Raw genomic sequence first — 15,886 nt, forward strand, 5'->3', positions numbered from 1 at the left:
TCCGTCTCGTTTTTTTTGGCTTGTTGTTATGAGGAAAAAAGAGTGAACGATAAAACAACAAATCAGGTACAGCCTAAAAAAAAGATGATAACTCCACTATTGGAGATCAAAAATTTAACCAAAGTTTTTAATGATGATTATTATGCCGTTGATGATGTCAATTTGACTATTTATACTGGTGAAATTTTTGCCTTATTAGGGGCATCAGGGAGTGGTAAATCTACATTATTACGCATGCTTGCTGGTTTTGAACAGCCTACGTCGGGGCAAATCATTCTTGATGGTAACGACTTATCACAAGTTCCGCCTTACAATCGTCCTATTAATATGATGTTCCAATCGTATGCTTTGTTTCCTCACATGTCGGTTGAGCAAAATATTGCTTTTGGTTTAAAACAAGATAAATTAAATCATGACGAAATTAAGCAACGCGTTGAAGAAATGCTAGCACTTGTGCATATGGAACAATTTGGCAAACGTAAACCACACCAGCTATCAGGTGGACAGCGCCAACGTGTGGCTTTAGCCAGAAGTTTAGCCAAACGGCCAAAATTATTGTTACTTGATGAGCCTATGGGAGCGCTTGATAAACAGCTTCGTGATCGAATGCAACTTGAAGTGGTGAGCATTTTAGAACAAGTGGGGGCAACGTGTGTGATGGTGACTCATGATCAAGAAGAGGCCATGACCATGGCAGGTCGCATAGCCATTATGAATAAAGGTCAATTTGTGCAAATTGGCGAGCCAGAAGAAATTTATGAACACCCAAATAGCCGTTATAGTGCCGAATTTATTGGTTCAGTTAATATTTTTGACGGGATTTTACAAGAAACTTTAGAAGATGGCTTGATTTTGAGTAGTCCTATGATTAAACGTCCTTTGAAAGTGGATTATGATTCGCCAGCGGTAGAAGGTGTACCAATTAAAGTTGCTCTGCGCCCAGAAAAAATCCAATTATGTGACCAAATCCCTGAAGATGGATATAATTGCGCTACAGGAGAGGTTGTCGAAATTGCTTATTTAGGTGATCTATCGATTTATCATGTTAAATTGCCGAGCGGATTAATTATGATTGCACAGCTTCAAAATGAGCATCGTTATCGTAAAGGCATGCCAACTTGGGGTGATACCGTTAACTTGAGTTGGGAAATTGATAGCTGTGTTGTGCTTACCGAATAAACAAAAGAGGTTATAGTGATGCGATCCATTTTATTGGGTTTAGGGTTAAATGCATTTGTGTTGCTCAATGTTTATTGGCGTTTTGTAACAACAGGTGCATTTGATAATTTATTTTTAGATGCGCTATTTACCGCAATGACATTAAGTTTTTTATTGTCATGCTTTGGTTGTTTTTTAGCGGATTACAAACCGTCTAAATTTGCTTATCGGCTAATTATTGCAGGCAGTATTTTATTTATTCCAATTGGATTAGTTGCAATTTTTTATGCATATAAAAAACTGCGTCAACAACGTAATGATCCAGATCTAATGACTCTTTATGGTCGATTAACGGTGATTGCGATTCCATATTTATGGATGTTGTTATTGTTTTTATTACCGTTTTTGATTGTGTTTAGAATTAGCTTTTCTGAAATTGCCTTAGCTGTGCCACCTTATACGGATTTGTTAAATTATGACAATGGTGTGCTTAATATTGCATTAAATTTTGGTAATTATTTAAATCTAATTAGTGACACTATTTACATTGATTCATATTTACAATCGCTCAAAATTGCGGCTATTTCGACCGTCCTTTGTATTTTGATTGGTTATCCGCTGGCCTGGGCTATTTCGCAATGTAAACAATCAACGCGTAACATTTTATTGTTACTGATCATTTTACCGTCATGGACATCATTTTTGATTCGTGTTTATGCGTGGATTGGTATTTTGAATCCAAATGGTTTATTAAATCACTTTTTAATGTGGTTAGGGGTTATTGATCAGCCTTTGATTATTATGAAAACCTACTTTGCTGTGTACATTGGTATTGTTTATTCTTATTTACCATTTGTGGTATTGCCAATCTATACGTCGTTAAGTAAGGTCGATTCAACGTTAATCGAAGCCGCATTAGATTTAGGTTGTAAGCCAATTAAGACGTTTTTCAAAATTATTGTCCCTTTAACCAAAAATGGGGTTATTGCTGGAGGCATGTTGGTATTCATTCCTGCTGTTGGTGAGTATGTTATCCCCGAATTATTAGGCCCTTCAGAAGGGATTATGATTGGTACCCAGCTTTGGACTGAGTTCTTTAATAACCATGACTGGCCTGTAGCGTCGGCCGTTGCTAGTGTGATGTTGATGATATTAATTATACCAATTTACTATTTCAATAAATTCCAAAATCGACAATTAGGAGATAAATAGATGAACAATTTGACCGTTATTGCACGATCGGCTGTGATCGTATTTATCTCGTCATTGCTTGGTACAATTTTATTGAGTGTTTTGATTTCAGCATCGGGATTAGCTCTTTTTGGTCAAAGTAACTTTTACTACGGTTGTTTTATTTTTAGTTTCACTATTACGACTTTAATTACCATTGCGTTGTTTTTTCGATGTTTGAAAGGACTTATTTTTTTGGTGGTATTTTCGTTTTTATATATTCCTATGATTATTTTGATTGTTTATTCGTTTAATAGCTCCCGTTTGGTGACAGTTTGGGCGAATTTTTCTGTCAAATGGTATTTTGAACTAATTCATAATGAAACGTTACTTAAGGCCGTCGGTTTGAGTTTGTCGATTGCTGCAGGTGCTGCAACTTTTGCAGTAGTGCTTGGTACATTAGCCGCTTATGCGATTATCCGTTTTAGAAGGTTCCGAGGAGCTAATCTGTTTTCATTTATGACAACTGCGCCACTAGTTATGCCAGATGTTATTACCGGTTTGGCTTTGCTTTTACTATTTGTGGGTATGGGGCAGGTGCTTGGATGGCCAAAAGATCGTGGGGCAATTACTATTTGGATGGCTCATGCTACATTTTGTACTGCCTATGTGACGGTGGTAATTAGTGCTCGGTTGCGCGAATTAGATAAGTCAATTGAGGAAGCCGCATTAGATCTTGGTGCAAACCCATTAAAGGTCTTTTTTATCATTACTTTACCAATGATTGCACCAGCATTAGTTTCTGGTTGGCTTTTAGCCTTTACGTTATCACTCGATGATGTGGTTATTGCTAACTTTGTAACTGGACCAGGTGCTATGACGTTACCTAAATTGATATTTTCAAAAGTACGTTTAGGAGTCGATCCACAGATCAATGCTTTAGCCACCATTATATTGTTAATTGTTGGTATTATTGGCTTTATTTCTTGGTTGTGGATGCGTAAAGCAGAACGACGTCACATCCATGAAACTCGTATGAGTTAATCCTTTCCTTTATAAATATTGCCGCATTTTGTGGCAATATTTCGTTTTAAAATCTCTGTGTTTTTTAGCTATTTTGTATTATAGTGTGATGAGTCAAATTTTTTGGCAAAATTCTCAGGGCGGGGTGTAAGTCCCCACCGGTGGTATAGCCCACGAGCGCTTAATCTAAATTGTTAACTGCAGCAATTGTTTTTATTGCTTGGTTAGGTCTGTTAGATTAAGGACAAGCAGATTTGGTGAAATTCCAAAGCCGACAGTTACAGTCTGGATAAAAGAGAGTTGCTTATCTTTCCAATATTTGCTGAAAGGCAAATTCTCGCTGGTCAAGCACTGCCCTGATTCTGGTATTTTTGTTTATACTTAATTATTTGGATAGCTAAATAGCCATTTAAATCTAATTAGGTAAATAATGAAATGAGCAAGTTAAAAATATATAGGTATTTACCATGAATCAGTTTAATTTAAATGAGTTTGGAACTCCTATTGAACGTGTTAAAAAAGCTATTGCATCGATTCAAGCTGGCCAAGGTGTGTTGGTTTTAGACGATGAAGACCGTGAAAACGAAGGCGATATTATTTGGGCTGCTGAGTCTATTACAAGTCAGCAAATGGCGCTGACGATTCGTTATGGCAGTGGCATTGTTTGTTTATGTTTGCCACAAAAACGTTGTGATGAGTTACATTTGCCAATGATGGTGGCAAATAACACCAGTAAAAACAATACAGCATTTACTATTTCGATTGAAGCCGCTAATGGAGTTACAACAGGCGTATCAGCTGCTGATCGCGTTACTACCATTAAAGCAGCAGTGAATGATAACGCTAAGCCTAGTGATCTTAATCACCCTGGGCATGTGTTTCCTTTAGTTGCTAAAGAAGGCGGTGTATTAGTTCGCCGAGGCCATACCGAAGCATCAATTGATTTAGTGACATTAGCTGGTTTAAAACCTGCAGCTGTATTGTGCGAATTGACGAATGATGATGGCACTATGGCAAGAGCGCCAGAGGTAGTTGAATTCGCTAAGCAATTTCATATGCCAGTTGTGACTATTGAAGATATTGTTGAGTATCGTAAATCATTAACAGCATAGTAAAATTTTCAATTTTAAAATGTTTAGTGTTTATTAACAAATGTTATGCAAAGTAGGGAGAGACCTACTGTTTGAGATTAATGTCGTCATCTTCCGCCGAAGATACCGGCGGAATCAGGCTGAAATTAATCAGATACTTTTAAAACATAACTTTTTCTTATTTTAACGCCTTTTTCTAATCCCGAAGTATCAAATTTAATTTCTAAGTGCTATCCTAGCAACACAAATACAACGCGTTGCTTTGGCACTAATTCTATAAAGATTCGGAATAAACTTGAAAAGGTATAACTATATTTTATATCTTGCCAAAATGATACGATATATATAAAGCAAAAAGGATGGGGATGAAGAAAGCTAAACTACATAAACAGTTAAACATTGAATTATACCATTTTGTTCTTGCCATTTAGATTTCTCCATTATTTAATTATTTAATTATTTGACAAATAAGAATAAAATTTGTAAAAATATTTCATAAATGTTAGTGTTTTGTTTTAATGATTAAGAACATATAACAATTAAGATCTTTTGGTGGCAAATGTTCTGTTTGCGAACCATCTTTTGTTTTGTCGTTGCTTATTGGCAATAGAGCATAGTCAATAGTCAAACATTATACTTACAACAGATTGTAACAAAAATTTATTACGGCCTAAATTAAAGTGAAAAATTGAGGTGGCTATGTTTAGCATGAATAAAGAGTGGGCATTTGTGATGCTAACTTGTTTTTTTGAATTATGTTGGATCTTAGGGTTTAGCATCGCAACTGAGCTGTGGCAGTGGGTTATCATTGTTTCGCTTATTATTGTTGATTTTACATTTTTGACCAATGCTTGTAAGACAATACCTACTAGCACAGTTTATGCCATTTTTTCGGGGGTTGGTGCGGTTGGCGCAACGGTGATTGATATTTTGCTTTTTGATAAAGAGATTAAGGTAATTCAACTGTTTTTTGTAGTGCTAATTATTATTGGTGTTGTACAACTCAAACGTGCCGACAGTTAATTTTAGAATAAAGGACAATTTTAATCATGGGATGGCTGTTGATATTAATTGCGTCAGTTTTTGAAGTGCTTGGTGCGATTGGCCTTAAGCTATATGCTCAGCAAAAAAGTCTATTTAGGCTTGCTTTGTATTGGGGGGGATTTTTTGTCTCTTTTGTACTTTTTTACTTTTCGCTCCATTATCTTGATTTGAGTATAGTGTATCCTGTTTGGGTTGGTCTTGGTACATCGGGGGCGGTATTAGCTAATATGTTATTATTTAATGAACCTAAAAACTTGCCTCGTTTATTGGGACTTACCATTATTATTATTGGTGTGATTGGATTACATGCTACTTTATGAATATTTTAGATTAAGCGTATTGATAAAAAAACCGGAGACTATCTCCGGCTACGCAAAGCGTAAATTAAGATATGGATGAATAAAAAAGAAATTAAATTTCATCAGCATGTTGTTTTAAGAAACTGGCAACACCATTTGGATTTGCTTGCATGCCTTTTTTACCTTTTGTCCATTGTGCAGGGCAAACTTCACCATGTTCTTCATGGAATTGGAACGCATCAACAATACGAATCATTTCGTCAATGTTGCGACCAATTGGTAAATCATTAATTGTTTCGTGGCGTACAATACCTGATTTATCAATAAAGAAAGAAGCACGTAGTGCAACACCAGCTTCAGGGTGTTCAACACCATAATCTTGCATTATTGAGTGTTTGATATCGGCAACAATAGGGAATTTAACTTCGCCAATTCCACCTTTCTCTTGTGGTGTATTACGCCATGCATTATGTACGTATTCAGAGTCCATTGAAACACCGATTACTTCCACGCCACGTTTTTTGAATTCTTCTAGGCGGTGATCAAATGCGATAATTTCTGATGGACAAACAAAAGTAAAGTCCATTGGCCAAAAAAATACAACAGCATATTTACCATTAATATGTTGTGATAAATTGAAATTGCTAACAATTTCACCAGAACCTAAAACAGCTGCTGATGTAAAATCGGGTGCTTTGCGAGTGACTAATGTCATAGTATTTCTCCTTTTTAGTTAAATGCAATTCACTTTGCGTAGCATTATAGCAATTAAAATTTATTGTCCAAGTTGTTATAAACAATCGATATCATAAGTTTTAGCTATTAAATATATTATTATTGTTTGGTGTTAGTAATTAATCTTTTAGGTTTACCTTTATTTTTAGTATCACGATGGCGCTGTTTTACTTTTTTCTTTTTTGCCTGTTCTTGTTTTTTGATTGTACTTTTTTGTTTGGCTTTTTGTGAAGGCTTTTTCTTAGTAGCTGGTTTTGGCGCTTTAGTTTTAGGGCGTAATGCATCAATCGTTCTTAATTTAATCGGCTCTTGAATATAGCGTTCAATTTTTTGAAGTAATTCGTTATCATGCGCCTCGACTAGCATAATCGCTGTACCTTTTTTGCCGGCACGGGCGGTGCGCCCAATTCTATGCAAATAAACATCAGCAGTTCTTGGTGCATCAAAATTAATAACATGAGTGATATCATCAATATCAATACCTCGTGCTGCAACATCGGTTGCAATAAGTACATTAACTGTATTATTACTAATTCTTTTGATTGCTTCGTTGCGTTTTGCTTGCACCATTTCACCTTCTAAATAGCAACTATAAATGCCCGCTTGATGTAATAGGCTAACTAATTCATGCACACGCTCACGTTTACGAACAAATACAATCGTTTTTTTTAATTCCTCTTGTTTTAATAAGTAAGTAAGTAGTGCCACTTTATGAGTTAAATCGTCGGCACGATAATAAAATTGTAATATTTTTTTACGCTCTTTACGCGATGGATCGGCAGTAATTTCAATTGGGTCATTCAATATACGGCTAGCAAAATTATGCAGTCCTTCACCTTCCAGTGTGGCTGAAAATAATAAGGTTTGTTTACGCCAGCGTGTTTCTCCTGATATAGTTTCGACATCTTGCGAAAAGCCCATGTCTAGCATGCGATCAGCTTCATCTAAAATAAGCATTTCAACTGCACGGCAATCAAAGTTCTCTTCTTTTATATACTGTAATAAGCGGCCAGTTGTAGCAATAACAATATCTTGATTTTTACTAAATATTTCAGCATGGTTCATATAAGCAACGCCGCCAGTAATAGTTGCAATACTTAAATGGGTGGATTCCGTTAATAATTTGGCTTGCTCGGCAATTTGTATGGCTAGTTCACGGGTTGGGGTTAAAATCAAAATGCGTGGCGGGCCAGGTTTGCGACGTGGAAAGTCCAATAAATGTTGTACAGCAGGAATTAAAAAAGCCAGTGTCTTGCCGGTACCCGTAGGCGCGGAACCTAAAATATCTTTGCCATCTAAAGCAACGGGGATGGTTTGCGCTTGGATAACTGTTGGAGTATTTATATTTTGTGCTTGAAGATTGTGAATTAATATATCATCTAATTCTAAATCAGAAAAAGTGTGTGCTGTCATAGTATTCTTTTTGTCTAAAATTATGATACACATTATAACGTCAATCGTTATAACTACAATCAATAAAAGCGTGATGGCTTATTATTCGATCTTTATGGAGTGGTTATTTGTAGACAAATTATTGCAATGTAAAGTTTAGTTTTCATACCTAAAGATTAGGCGCTTTATCTAAGCAAAACTTATCATCATTGGCTATTTGTGATAAGATTAGAACCCTAATAATGGCATTTATAATGACTATTTAGTTATACTGCTAAGGTTAACTTAGTTTAAATAGTTTGTGTTTAACTATTTTGTGACTTAATGCAGATTGACTCAAAATTCCATATTAAATAATACTTCAATAATACCTATTAGATAATGACTATGACTGAATGCTTCTCGAATGATAACTATAAACAACAGTTAGCAAAAAAAGTAGATAATTTAAAAACATTGTTATCAGACTTTTTACTTCCCGAATTAGCAGTATATTCATCGCCCATTAACCATTACCGTATGCGTGCCGAGTTTAGAGTTTGGCATGATGGCGAAGACCTTTATCATATTATGTATGATCAAAAGACAAAAAAACGGGTAAGGATTGATGAATTTCCTATCGCCACTAAACTCATTAATCAAGCTATGCAGTCGATTTTGCCTTTGTTACAACATAATCAGTTACTTCGTCATTTGTTGTTTCAAATCGATTATTTTTCGACTTTAAGTGGTCAGTTATTAATTACGCTTTTGTATCATAAAAAATTAAATGATGAATGGATCACCGAAGCAAAAAATTTAAAAACACAATTAGCTGAGCAGGGAATAGATGCGAATATTGTTGGGCGAGCAAGTAATCAAAAGATAGCAATTGATGTAGATTATGTTGATGAAGTTTTGCCAGTAATGGATAAAACGTTTATTTATCGCCAAGTCGAGAATAGTTTTACCCAACCCAATGCAGTGGTAAATATTAAAATGCTACAGTGGGCTGTCTCGGTCACTAAAAATGCGTCCGGTGATTTACTCGAGTTTTATTGTGGTAATGGTAACTTTTCGATTGCACTGGCACAAAACTTTCGCAAAGTATTGGCAACCGAAATAGCTAAAGCATCGGTTTATTCTGCTCAGCATAATATTGTTGTGAATCAAGTTGATAATCTTAATATTGTACGGTTATCGGCCGAAGAGTTTACTAGTGCAATTAAAAAAGAGCGTGAGTTTAATCGTTTAAAAGGAATTAATTTAGATGATTATCAGTGTGATACGGTACTTGTTGATCCACCACGCGCGGGAGTGGATTTAAATACTATTAATATATTGAAAACCTATAAAACTATTATTTATATTTCGTGTAATCCTTATACTTTGCGTGACAATTTGAAGTTATTGACTAAAACACATTCAATTCAACATATTGCAATGTTTGATCAGTTTCCTTATACCGATCATATCGAAACGGGTATTGTGTTGTGTAAAAAATAAAATGATGTGATATTCAATATAGGATATTTTTGCTAGAATATCCTTAAATCTATATCTAACTAATTATTGTTTCAAGCATATATACAAATCTATAGCTTTATAACAAAAAAAAACCCTAGATAAACTAGGGCTGCATTAAATTGCAAGGAATGGATGAAAGGAAATAAAACAATGAAACAATAATGTCTAGCCTCATGAATCATTGTGTGGCTACTATAACAAAGAATAACCAACTTATTAATGACATACTCATTACAAAATAGTCATTAAACTATCATGATTGGTTTGGTGTCTATCACTTATTCTATAGCTGTATTATGCAATTTCGACAACCAGAAAAATAACAAAGGAAGTATTCAAATATGAAATTGTTAGTAGTTGAAGATGAGCAAAAAACAGGTGAGTATCTTCGCCAAGGTTTAGTGGAATCTGGATTTGTTGTTGATCTAACAAATAATGGTCTTGATGGTTATCATAGAGCCATGACAGAAGATTATGATCTAATTATTCTAGATGTCATGTTACCAGATATTGTTGGATGGAAAATTGTTCAGTCACTGCGTGAAGCAGGTAAAGAGACCCAAATTATGCTACTGACCGCTATGGGTAGTGTAGAAGATAAAGTAAAAGGTCTTAACTTAGGTGCTGATGATTATTTAGTAAAACCTTTTTCGTTTGCTGAATTATTGGCGCGAGTTAAATCTATGCTTCGACGTAATGTACCCCAAGTCAATAATTCTCAATTGAGTATTGCTGATCTAGTCATGGATCTTCCAAAACGAATGGTAACACGTGGGGATAAGCGTATTGATTTAACCAATAAAGAGTTTTTATTATTAGAGTATTTTTTACGTTATCCTGGTGAAGTCTTACCTCGTTCGTTAATTGCTTCTCAAGTTTGGGATATGAATTTTGATAGCGATACTAATGTGATTGATGTTGCGATTAGACGATTACGTAATAAAATCGATGCTGATTTTGAACCAAAATTGATTCATACAGTCCGAGGAATGGGGTATAAGTTAGATGTCTTGGATGAAGCCGAATAAGTTAATCACGTTCCGTTTGCCTCTTGTTGTTTGTTTGTTAACGTGTGGTTTACTCTATTGTTTCAGTTTTTTTATTGAGCGCTCTTTTGAAAAACTTTCAATTCAACGAAATGTATCCGAGCTTAATTCGGTAATTGATTCTATTGAACGTGAACTTGTTTATTATTCTCCAGATGAAAATCGTGACGAATTTATTCAAAATTTGTTATTAATTTTAACTGGGCATCATCGTCTATTTGTTTATGTCATTGATGAAAGTGGTAAAATTGTCTATCGAACACGTGGACCAAATTTAGCCGTTGCTAAAACTCAGATTGGTTTTGATACTATTATTGAAAATCACAACACTGATATTTGGAATCAAGATAAAGTATCATATCGAGTTGCTGCTTCACGCGTTATTATTGAAAATGGTAAACAATATACCACTATAGTTGCTGTTAGCCGTGATTTACATATTGAATTTATTCGGCGATTACACGATGGTTTAGGTTTACTTATTGGTATTGCTTGTATTTTGGCATTAATTGGTTCTTTTATTAGTATCTATTTTACTCAAAAACCAATCAATCGATTGATTAAAAAGATCGAAAAAATTAATCTTAAAAGCTTGAATTACCGCATTCCTACCTCTTTAGTACCAATGAAATACGTCAGTTTAGTGAAAGCATTTAATGATATGCTTAATCGAATAGAAGATGTATTTCAACGTCAACGTAATTTTACTGCGGATATCGCTCATGAGATGCGAACACCCATTACCAATCTAACAACGCAAACACAAATTGTGTTGAGTAATGCTAGATCGACGAATGAATATCGCGAGATTTTATATTCTAATTTAGAAGAATACGAAAAAATGTCGCAGATGATTTCTGACATGCTATTTTTAGCTCAAGCTGATAATCGTCAATTGGTGCCCAATTTAATTGATATTGATTTACATAATATGATGACAATGATGTGTGAGTATTTTGAACCACTTACTGATGAGAAAAATATTATCTTTAATCTTGAAGGAAATTGTTCTCATATTCAAGGTGATAAGTTGATGTTAGGGCGAGCAATTAGTAATATTTTATCCAATGCAATTCGTTATACATCAGAAAATCAAATTATTACGATAGCTTTAAGTCAAGTTAGCGAAAAACGCGTTAGGATTGTTATCTCTAATCCGGGCAAAAAAATTGACAATAAACATTTGCCGCATCTTTTTGAGCGGTTTTATCGAGTTGATGAATCACGCCATCGTAATGGTAATGATAATTCGGGTACAGGCATAGGGCTGGCGATCGTTAAATCCATTGTTGAAACGCATAAAGGTTCGATTTATGCTGAATCCGATGAACGATCTACGCGATTTATCATTAATTTACCAACGGCTATTTTACATCAAAGTCGCTGATCAATAAATTAGCTGCGGCATAAGCAGCTTTATCTTTCAGATCTTGTGGTACTTGATTGTTACGAACAACTTCATCTAATACTTGCATAACGGCGCCTAAAGCATCTTCAATATAACCGAGGTCATTACTGCCAATTTGCGCATACTTTTCACAAACAAGTGCACTATATTTATTCATTAGATTCATTTCTTTTGATTCCACTTATAAAAATTTAACTAACTGTTGATAAACCTGTTCGGCTTGAATGGTTTGCATATTTTTTTCGTTTGATATAATGCTGAATTGATTTTTTCCATAGCCGCCTATCAAATTTGGATCGGTTTTGCCAAATAAAGTAATGTTAGGACGATCTAATGCGGCTGTTAGGTGACTTAATCCTGTATCAACCGAAACAACCGCTTTTGCTCCAGCAATAATCGTTGCTATGTTAGAAAGTGGAAGTTTGGGAAGTACTTCGACATGTTGAAAGCCTTGAGCTAAGCGAATTGCTCTTGCTTGTTCATGTGGCGCCCCCCATGGTAGCTTTATTTTTAATCCTGTCGGTTCAACTAATTTAATTAATTTTCGCCAAGCATCTTCATTCCAATGCTTTTCATCGCGTGTTGTTGCGTGTAAAAAAATCAGATACTGCTGATTATCGCTAGGTAGTGAAGATAAAAAGTGGCGTGCAATAGCATAATCACCCATTGAATTAGGTAGCTTGTACTGTAGGCTTTGCGCAAACAGCAATCTAATGCGCTCAATAGCATGCATCTGTTTGGGTACATTGTGTTTTATATCATAAAACCAACTGGCAATAGGTTCTTTGATACTTTTTCGATCCAAACCATGCTTAATGCCTTGGGTTTTACGAGTAATAAGAAATGCACTTTTAATGAGTCCTTGCGCATCAATAATTACATCATATTGTTGTTGCCTTAAGGTATGAATAAAATCATGCCGCTCTTGGCGAATTGCTTTGGCAAACCAATTTTTTCGCCAGCGTCTTATTGCAACGGGGATCACTTTATTGACTGCAAAGTGCCAGCTGGGTATTTGGGCAAAATTTTCTTCTACTACCCAATCAAAGGTGATATCAGGTAAGTTGTTGGTAGCATCCGTTAATGCCGGTAGAGTATGAAGCACATCCCCCATGGATGACGTTTTAACCACTAATACTCGCATTATTCATTACTCTTTTGGCAACGGATAATAAGTTTCATCAAGGTTTCAAATACAGTATCGGGTTTAATATCGATTAGACTTTGATGATAACCTTGTTCGGCATCGCCTTTACGGACGCGATGGTATCCGGTAATTAGGCGGATAACTTCGGCTTTATCAGACAGTGGTGGGGTAAAATCAGGGCTACTTGGTCCATAAAGTGCAACTAGTGGTCTGTCTAATGCGGCAGCAATATGCATTAATCCTGAGTCATTAGTCACAATGGCTTTACAAGCTGCAATGAGACTAACTGCTTGCTCTAATTGGGTTTGCCCCGCTAAATTGATGCATTTATCACGATGAATCATTTTGGTAATAATTTGCTCACCTACTTCGCGATCATTTTGGGAACCAAAAATAATAATTTTAGCATGCTGTTTAACTAACATATCGGCAAGTGCTGCGTAATGATAATCAGGCCAACGTTTTGCTGGACCAAATTCAGCGCCTGGGCAAAAGCCAATTAAAGGTTCATCTTGTGTAATAGCAAAGGTTGAAAGGGCGTGGATTATCTCATCTTGTTCGACATTAAGTTTAGGCCGCAATAGTGGTTGTGGTAAATCAGAAGCCGCATGAATTTGATCTTTAGGATAAGCTAGAGCAATATAGCGTTCAACCATTAACGGAAACGCTTGCTTATCGAGTTTACGCAGATCGTTTAATAAACCGTAACGAATTTCGCCTTTCCAGCCTGTACGCTTAGGAATTTTTGCAAAAAAAGGGATCAATGCTGATTTGAATGAATTAGGTAATACAATTGCCTGATCATAATGGTTATTACCCAGTGATTTTCCTATTTCGCGACGTTTTGTTAAAGCAAACTCACCATGGCCTAATGGCATTGCAATTGCTTGATTCACTTCTGGCATTTTATTTAATAGAGTTCGACACCAAGCAGGCGCTAAGACGTCAATTTGGTTGTTTGAATCAAGTTGTTTTAATGTACGATATAAGCTCTGTGACATCATCATATCACCAACCCATGAAGGACCAATAATGAGTGTTTTCATTCAATTAATTCCTTTCTATTGTTCGTTGAGCCATTTCATATATTCAGCAGTTCCTTCAGCAACAGTTTTAAATTCGATTGAACATTTTGTTTGTCTAAATTTAGTTAGATCAGCTTGGGTATAGCTTTGGTAGCGTCCTTTTAGATGATCAGGGAAAGGGATATAATCAATCTCATCTTTTTTATGGTAATTAAGTACTGCATCAGCGACCGCTTGGAATGATTCTGCTCGACCTGTTCCACAGTTAAAAATTCCTGAAATTTTGTTTTTCCAGAACCATAAATTGACCGCAACGACATCACCAACATAAATAAAGTCACGTTTAAAATTCTCACTGCCAGCAAAAAGTTTTGGTTTTTCACCTTTGTTAATTTGTTCATTTAAATGAAATGCAACACTAGCCATACTGCCTTTGTGTGATTCGCGTGGTCCATAGACATTAAAATAACGAAATCCGCAAATGGGTGAATTAGCTTGGGGTAATTGCTGTCTTACATATTGATCAAATAAGAATTTAGAATATCCATAAACATTTAATGGTTTTTCGTAAGCGCGTTCTTCAATAAAGTTATCACTGCGTCCACCATAAGTCGCGGCAGATGATGCATATAAAAATGGAATGTTGAAGTCTAAACAGTAATGTAGCAAGTCTTTGGAATAGTTATAGTTGTTTTCCATCATAAATTTGCCATCCCATTCCGTAGTGGATGAGCAAGCGCCTTGATGAAATACAGCTTCAATATCCCTATCTTCCCCTGCGATGGCGATTGAAATAAACTCGTCTTTATCCATATAATCGGCAATATCTAAATCAGCTAAATTAGCAAATTTAGTGCCGTCAGTTAAATCATCAACAACTAAAATGTCTTTATGTCCTAGATCATTCAAACCTTTAACAATATTACTGCCAATAAATCCAGCGCCGCCTGTTACAACAATCATGCTTATTTTCCTTAACCAATAAAATTAATCTACTTATAATACAGATTTATGACAAAATTTTCGAGTAATCATTTAAAAAAGCATAAGCGAGTGCGGGTTTATTTACGAGTTTATTTTATTTTTTGCGGTAACTAATATATATCTTGCTAAATTAAGATAAGGTTCAGTTTGGCAGTATTTTTGTTCAAGTTCTAATAACTGTTCAAAGTGGGTTTCTGCTTTGGATTTGTTGGTTAGATAATCGTGGAAAATACGAATTCCAGTTTTTTGTAATATATTAAAATCTAGTTGTGTAAGCCAGTGATATACGTCATTAGGCACTCTTGGAAAATCCGGCGACAGTGTCTTTTTCTTACGTTTAGCTAAGCCCGACTGTATGTAACCAAAATTGCCTAATGTGACAGTTTTAAATAAAAGTGCATGATAGTTATAAAACATTAACGATAAATAACCATCAGATTTAAGGTGTTTTTTTAATGAATTTATTAATTCAATTGGTTCAGCTACCCATTCTAATACCGCATGGCAAATGACTAAATCAAACTGTTTATTAATTAAGTTATCAAGTTGTTGAATAGGGCAGCAAAGACAATTTATACATACCTTTTCTGCTTGAGCCTTTTGTTTTGCCTGTTCTAGCATTTGTTCAGAGATATCACAAAGCGTTACTTTATGACCGAGGTTGGCCAGTCGCAGGGCAATCTGACCTTGCCCACCGCCGGCATCAAGTATGGTTAGTGGTTTATCAGATGGGTAGGTTGCTAAGATCTTTTCTAGTGTTTGCCATACTATTGCTTCACGAATTTTACCTTTGGTTGTACCATAAATGTTTTGTGCAAACTTGTTGCTAATATCATCAAAATTACGGTCTTGTATAGT

16 protein-coding genes and 1 riboswitch are annotated in these 15,886 nt (G+C 35.4%); of the genes, 9 read left to right on the forward strand and 7 right to left on the reverse strand.

Annotation, left to right across the window (positions count from 1 at the left end):
• The first annotated feature begins 42 nt into the window (after positions 1-42).
• From potG to A9G23_RS03030, 6 genes are all read left to right on the forward strand, one after another.
• On the forward strand, positions 43-1,179 hold the full coding sequence (gene potG / locus A9G23_RS03005) for a putrescine ABC transporter ATP-binding subunit PotG (RefSeq protein ID WP_081296912.1): 1,137 nt from the start codon (positions 43-45) through the stop codon (positions 1,177-1,179).
• A gap of 18 nt (positions 1,180-1,197) precedes the next feature.
• Complete coding sequence (potH, locus tag A9G23_RS03010; RefSeq protein ID WP_255306868.1) at positions 1,198-2,370, forward strand: putrescine ABC transporter permease PotH; 1,173 nt, start codon at positions 1,198-1,200, stop codon at positions 2,368-2,370.
• Positions 2,371-2,613: 243 nt separating this feature from the next.
• Positions 2,614-3,372, forward strand: a complete 759-nt coding sequence (locus A9G23_RS03015; RefSeq protein ID WP_081296928.1) for an ABC transporter permease subunit — start codon at positions 2,614-2,616, stop codon at positions 3,370-3,372.
• Positions 3,373-3,478: 106 nt separating this feature from the next.
• A riboswitch (FMN riboswitch) is annotated at positions 3,479-3,656 on the forward strand.
• A 162-nt stretch (positions 3,657-3,818) separates the two neighbouring features.
• Entirely contained in the window at positions 3,819-4,463 is a 645-nt protein-coding gene (gene ribB, locus A9G23_RS03020) for a 3,4-dihydroxy-2-butanone-4-phosphate synthase (RefSeq protein ID WP_065586211.1), read from the forward strand.
• Between the two features lie 687 nt (positions 4,464-5,150).
• On the forward strand, positions 5,151-5,465 hold the full coding sequence (locus A9G23_RS03025) for a DMT family transporter (RefSeq protein WP_065586212.1): 315 nt from the start codon (positions 5,151-5,153) through the stop codon (positions 5,463-5,465).
• A 26-nt stretch (positions 5,466-5,491) separates the two neighbouring features.
• Positions 5,492-5,806 carry a DMT family transporter gene (locus A9G23_RS03030; RefSeq protein ID WP_065586213.1) on the forward strand — a complete coding sequence of 105 codons (315 nt, stop codon included), beginning with the start codon at positions 5,492-5,494 and terminating at the stop codon, positions 5,804-5,806.
• A gap of 91 nt (positions 5,807-5,897) precedes the next feature.
• On the opposite strand, the gene A9G23_RS03035 is transcribed toward A9G23_RS03030, so the two are convergent.
• Both A9G23_RS03035 and srmB read right to left on the reverse strand, forming a co-directional pair.
• Complete coding sequence (locus tag A9G23_RS03035; protein WP_065586214.1) at positions 5,898-6,500, reverse strand: peroxiredoxin C; 603 nt, start codon at positions 6,498-6,500, stop codon at positions 5,898-5,900.
• Positions 6,501-6,619: 119 nt separating this feature from the next.
• Positions 6,620-7,933: an ATP-dependent RNA helicase SrmB gene (gene srmB, locus A9G23_RS03040; protein ID WP_065586215.1), complete on the reverse strand. Its 1,314-nt coding sequence runs from the start codon at positions 7,931-7,933 to the stop codon at positions 6,620-6,622.
• Positions 7,934-8,299: 366 nt separating this feature from the next.
• Here srmB and trmA point away from each other — a divergent pair, with 366 nt between their 5' ends.
• The 3 genes from trmA to A9G23_RS03055 all read left to right on the forward strand — a co-directional run bounded on the left by trmA (position 8,300) and on the right by A9G23_RS03055 (position 11,851).
• Entirely contained in the window at positions 8,300-9,397 is a 1,098-nt protein-coding gene (gene trmA, locus A9G23_RS03045) for a tRNA (uridine(54)-C5)-methyltransferase TrmA (RefSeq protein WP_065586216.1), read from the forward strand.
• 362 nt (positions 9,398-9,759) lie between these two features.
• A complete protein-coding gene (locus A9G23_RS03050; protein ID WP_065586217.1) occupies positions 9,760-10,446 on the forward strand; it encodes a heavy metal response regulator transcription factor in 687 nt (228 codons plus the stop codon).
• Positions 10,424-11,851: a heavy metal sensor histidine kinase gene (locus A9G23_RS03055; protein ID WP_065586218.1), complete on the forward strand. Its 1,428-nt coding sequence runs from the start codon at positions 10,424-10,426 to the stop codon at positions 11,849-11,851. The genes A9G23_RS03050 and A9G23_RS03055 overlap by 23 nt, the downstream gene beginning before the upstream one ends.
• Here A9G23_RS03055 and A9G23_RS03060 read toward each other — a convergent pair.
• The 5 genes from A9G23_RS03060 to A9G23_RS03080 form a co-directional block, all read right to left on the reverse strand.
• The gene (locus A9G23_RS03060; RefSeq protein WP_065586289.1) at positions 11,829-12,029 is read right to left on the reverse strand and encodes a YaeP family protein; all 201 of its coding nucleotides are present in this window, start codon (positions 12,027-12,029) and stop codon (positions 11,829-11,831) included. The genes A9G23_RS03055 and A9G23_RS03060 overlap by 23 nt on opposite strands.
• 24 nt (positions 12,030-12,053) lie before the next feature.
• Entirely contained in the window at positions 12,054-13,016 is a 963-nt protein-coding gene (gene rfaC, locus A9G23_RS03065; protein ID WP_065586219.1) for a lipopolysaccharide heptosyltransferase RfaC, read from the reverse strand.
• A complete protein-coding gene (gene rfaF / locus A9G23_RS03070) occupies positions 13,016-14,065 on the reverse strand; it encodes an ADP-heptose--LPS heptosyltransferase RfaF (protein WP_065586220.1) in 1,050 nt (349 codons plus the stop codon). Before rfaF ends, rfaC begins: the two co-directional genes overlap by 1 nt.
• A 15-nt stretch (positions 14,066-14,080) precedes the next feature.
• The gene (rfaD, locus tag A9G23_RS03075; protein ID WP_065586221.1) at positions 14,081-15,007 is read right to left on the reverse strand and encodes an ADP-glyceromanno-heptose 6-epimerase; all 927 of its coding nucleotides are present in this window, start codon (positions 15,005-15,007) and stop codon (positions 14,081-14,083) included.
• Between the two features lie 102 nt (positions 15,008-15,109).
• The gene (locus tag A9G23_RS03080; RefSeq protein WP_065586290.1) at positions 15,110-15,883 is read right to left on the reverse strand and encodes a methyltransferase domain-containing protein; all 774 of its coding nucleotides are present in this window, start codon (positions 15,881-15,883) and stop codon (positions 15,110-15,112) included.
• Between the last annotated feature and the right edge of the window lie 3 nt (positions 15,884-15,886).

It is taken from the genome of Gilliamella sp. App4-10 (assembly GCF_001690495.1).
In the GTDB taxonomy this organism is placed as follows: domain Bacteria; phylum Pseudomonadota; class Gammaproteobacteria; order Enterobacterales; family Orbaceae; genus Gilliamella; species Gilliamella apicola_G.